The sequence below is a fragment of the Streptomyces sp. NPDC001770 genome (assembly GCF_053596135.1).
Window position 1 is genome coordinate 1 of record NZ_JBSFFN010000089.1, and the last position, 4,771, is coordinate 4,771.

Below are 4,771 nucleotides of genomic sequence, written 5' to 3' on the forward strand. Positions count from 1 at the left end.
GTGTCCGGTGATGCGGACGCGTTGCGTGAGCTGGCTGATTCGTGTGGGGAGTCGCCGCGTGCGCGGATGATTCCGGTGGACTACGCCTCGCACAGCGCGCACGTGGACGAGCTGAAGGAGGAGATCCTCGCCGTCCTCCACGGCATAGCCCCCGGCGAGGGGCGGATTCCGATGATCTCCGCGCTGACGGGAGAGTGGCTGGCGGGTCCGGAGCTCGACCCCGCCTACTGGTACGCGTCGCTCCGGGAGACGGTGGAGTTCGACCGTGCCGTGCGGCTTTTGGGCGAGGAGGGCCACGGCGTGTTCGTGGAGGTGTCCCCGCATCCGGTGCTGGTGCCGGCGATCGGGGACAGTCTGGAGGAGCGGGCTCCGGTGGTGGTCGGCACGCTGCGGCGGGACGACGGTGGCGCCGAGCGACTGCTGACCTCGTTCGCCGAGGCCCATGTGCGGGGCCTGCCCGTCGCCTGGGCAGCCGTTCTCGGTGGCCGGGGTACGACAGTGGACCTGCCGACCTACGCCTTCCGGCGGGACCGGTTCTGGCCGTCGCCCACCAAACCGCCAATCCCCCCGGCCGCTGCGAGCACGCCCGCCGAAGCGGGCTTCTGGGACGCCGTCGAGCACGGTGACACCGAGACCCTCGCCGACCTGCTCGGCGTCGACCCCGCAGACCCGGCCCTGGGCGCGCTCACCGGCTGGCGCCACCGCGAACGCGCGGAGTCCGCCGTGGCCGACTGGCGCTACCGCATCGCATGGTCGCCTCTGCCCGACCCCGACCCCAACCCCGACGCTGCCCCCGGCACCGCGTCGACCGGCACCGAGCTGACCGGCACCTGGCTGCTTCTCGGCTCCGCGCCCGACGTGGCCGACGCCCTGACGGCAGCCGGCGCCCGGGTCCACACCGTGGACCCCACCGGCACCGAGACCACCGACCGCGCGGCTCTCTCCGCAGCACTGCCCACCGGCATCGACGACCTCACCGGCATCGTCTCCGCCCTCGCCCTCGACGACGACGCCGAGCCGCTGGACGACCACCCCGGCGTACCGCGCGCTCTGGCCGCCACCCTGGCCCTGGTCCAAGCCCTCGTCGACCGGCACGGTGACGGGGACGGCACGCCCCCCGCGCCGCTGTGGGTGCTGACCAGAGGGGCGGCCGTAGTCACCGGGGGCGAACCGGCCGGCCCGCCCGCACACGCGCAGATCTGGGCCCTCGGCCGGACGGCCGCCCTCGCCCACCCCGGCCTCTGGGGCGGCCTGGTCGACCTGCCGCAGCGTCCCGAGGACACCGACCCCGCCCTGCGACGTCTCGCCACCGTCCTTACGGGGGTCGACGGCGAGGACCAAGTGGCGCTGCGCCCGTCCGGCGCGTACGGGCGCCGGCTGGTACGTGCCGAGCAGACGCCGACCCCGGCGAACGGCACCACGTGGACCCCACGCGGCACCGTCCTGGTCACCGGCGGCACCGGCGCCATCGGCGAGCACGTCGCCCGCTGGCTCGCCGACCGAGGTACCCACCGCGTCGTGCTGACCGGCCGACGAGGACCGGCCACCGAGGGCGTACCCGCCCGAGCCGCCGAACTGGCCGCCCGGGGAACCGGCGTCGACGTGGTGGCCTGCGACGTCGGCGAGCGCGCAGAGGTCGCCGCCCTGCTGACCCGGATCGACGCCACCGGCGGACCGGCCCTGTCGACCGTGCTGCACACCGCCGGCGTCGGCCAAGGAGGCACCGTCGACCAGACAACCTCCGCCGGTCTCGCCGAAGTGTGCGCTCCCAAGGCGGCCGGCGCCCGCTGGCTGGACGAGCTGACCGCCGAGCGCGGCCTCGACGACTTCGTGCTGTTCTCCTCCGGCGCGGCCGTCTGGGGCGGCAGCGATCAGGCCGGTTACGCCGCCGCCAACGGCTACCTCGAAGGTCTCGCCGCCGAGCGCCGCGCCGCCGGCCGCCCGGCCACCACGCTCTCCTGGGGCCTGTGGGACGGCGGCGGCATGGGAGGCGGCAGCGTCAGCACTCGCCTGAACCGCTACGGGGTCCGGGCCATGGCCCCCGAACTCGCCGTCCGCGCCCTCGGCCAGGCCCTGGACGCGGGCGACGATGCCATCACCGTCGCGGACATCGACTGGCCGGTGTTCGGTCCCACGTTCACCCTGCGCCGTCCCAGCCCCCTCCTCGCCGACCTGCCGTACGCCGGAATCGACCCGGCGCCCGCGGAATCCGATACCGCGAGCGGAGCAGGGGAAGGCATCGGACTGGCCGACCAGTTGGCCGGCCTCCCTCACCCGGAGCAACTGCGCCGACTGGAAGAGATCGTCTGCGACCAGGCAGCCGCCGTGCTCGGCCACACCGCCGGGGCCCTGCCCAAGGGCCGCCCGTTCCGCCACCTCGGCTTCGACTCCGTCATGGCGGTAGACCTGCGCAACCGGATCACCGACACCACCGGGCGGCGGTTGCCCGCCACCCTCGTCTTCGACCACCCGACCCCCGCCGAACTCGCCGAGTACCTGCACGGCGAACTCGGCCTGCGATCCGCGACCACCGACGACACCCACGCCGGCACCGACCCGGTGCTCGACGGTCTCGACCGCCTGGAGGCAGCTCTCGCGGCGGTACCGGGCGGCAGCGGCGCCCGGCGCGACGTCACCCTGCGGCTGAGGAACGTGCTTTCCCGCTGGCTGGGCGACACCGAGCAACCACGGCAGGACGAGCAGGAGCAGCAGACGCTGGCCGGACGACTGGACGACGCCGACGCCGGCGAGGTCCTGGACTTCATCAACAAGGAATTGGGGCTTTCGTGATGACCGGTGGTGCGCAGGCGGCGGGTGGCGACAATCAGCTGCTCGACACTCTGAAGAAGCTCGCTGCCGATCTGTATCGGACCCGCGAGCGCGTCAAGGAGCTCGAAGCGGGCGAGCGCGAGCCGATCGCCATCGTCGGACTCGGCTGCCGCTACGCCGGCGGAATCACCGGCCCGGACAAGTTCTGGGACCTGCTGTCCGCGGGGACGGACGCCATGGGCGGCTTCCCCACCGACCGCGGCTGGGCGGAGTGGGAGCGTGCCTACGGCAACCCGGACGCCCGCCCCGGTGACGGGTACGCCCGGGTGGGCGGATTTCTCTACGACGTGGCCGACTTCGACGCCGGGTTCTTCGGGATCAGCCCCCGCGAGGCCCTCGCGATGGACCCCCAGCAGCGAATCCTGCTGGAGACGGCCTGGGAAGCGGTCGAGCGGGCCGGAATCGACCCGACCTCGCTGAAGGGCTCCGACACCGGCGTGTTCGTCGGCGCGAGCGGCACCGCCTACGGCTCGGGCGTGGGCGGCAACGGCAGCGGCGCCGAGGGCTACAAGATGACGGGCGGCCTGACCGCCGTCGTCTCCGGACGCATCTCCTACACACTGGGCCTGACCGGCCCGGCCGTGACGATCGACACCGCCTGCTCCTCCTCCCTCGTGGCACTGCACCTGGCGGTACGCTCGCTGCGCCAGGGCGAATGCTCCCTCGCCCTGGCGGGCGGCGTCGAGGTGCTGGTCATGCCCGACGCGTACATCGAGTTCTCCCAGCAGGGCGGCATGGCCGCGGACGGCCGGTGCAAGTCCTTCGCCGCCGAGGCCGACGGCATCGGCTGGGGCGAGGGCGCCGGCATCATCGCGCTGGAACGCCTCTCGGACGCCCGCCGCAACGGCCATCAGGTGCTCGGAGTGATCCGCGGCAGCGCGGTCAACCAGGACGGCGCGTCCAACGGCATCACCGCCCCCAACGGGCCCTCGCAATACCGCGTCATCAACTCGGCGCTGGCCGACGCGGGCCTGACCACGGCCGACGTGGACGTCGTGGAGGCCCATGGGACCGGCACGACGCTGGGCGACCCGATCGAGGCGCAGGCGTTGCTGGCCACCTACGGGCAGGCCGAGGACCGGCCCGCCGACCGGCCACTGTGGCTGGGCTCGGTGAAGTCGAACATCGGGCACTCCGGCTGCGCGAGCGGTGTGGCCGGTGTGATCAAGATGGTGCTGGCACTGCGGCACGGCATGCTGCCCAAGACCCTGTTCGCCGAGAACCCCTCGCCGCACGTGGACTGGGCGTCGGGGAACGTACAGCTCCTGCGGGAAGCGGTGGAGTGGCCGGCGGGCGAACAGCCTCGCCGGGCAGGCGTGTCCGCGTTCGGCGTGAGCGGCACCAACGCGCACCTGATCCTGGAGGAGGCGCCTGAGGGATCGGACCGTCCGGAAGTGGTCCCGGGCGCCGCGCCTCGCGTCCTGGCAGGCGAGCGCGTTCCCGCGTGGGTGCTGTCGGGCCAGAGCGCTGCGGCGCTCGCCGGCCAGGCGGGCCGACTCGTCGAACACCTCGTGGCACGGCCTGAGCTGTCGGCCGGTGACGTGGCTTGGTCGTTGGCGACGACGCGTGCGGCGCTGGAGCACCGTGCGGTGGTGTTGGGCGCGGACCGCGGTGAACTCGCCTCGGCTCTGGCGGCGGTGGCGACGGGGCAGCCGGCGGCTGGTGTGGTGACGGGTTCGGTGGCTGCGGGTGGTGTGGGGCGGACGGTGTTCGTCTTTCCGGGTCAGGGCAGTCAGTGGGTGGGGATGGGCCGTGATTTGGCTGAGTCGTCTCCGGTGTTTGCGGCGAGGTTGGCGGAGTGTGGTGTGGCTCTGGCGCCTTATGTGGACTGGCGGTTGGACGATGTGTTGGCGGGTGTGCATGGGTTTGAGGCTGCGGATGTGGTGCAGCCGGCGTTGTGGGCGGTGATGGTGTCGCTGGCCGCGGTGTGGGAGGCGGCGGG

General features: G+C 73.3%; 2 protein-coding genes. Both read left to right on the top strand.

Annotated features, from left to right (window positions below; translation table 11 throughout):
* The coding region (locus tag ACWCSV_RS34415; RefSeq protein WP_451149175.1) for an SDR family NAD(P)-dependent oxidoreductase at window positions 1-2,790 on the top strand (2,790 nt) is incomplete at its 5' end.
* The coding region (locus ACWCSV_RS34420) for a type I polyketide synthase (protein WP_451149177.1) at window positions 2,790-4,771 on the top strand (1,982 nt) is incomplete at its 3' end. The genes ACWCSV_RS34415 and ACWCSV_RS34420, both read left to right, overlap by 1 nt.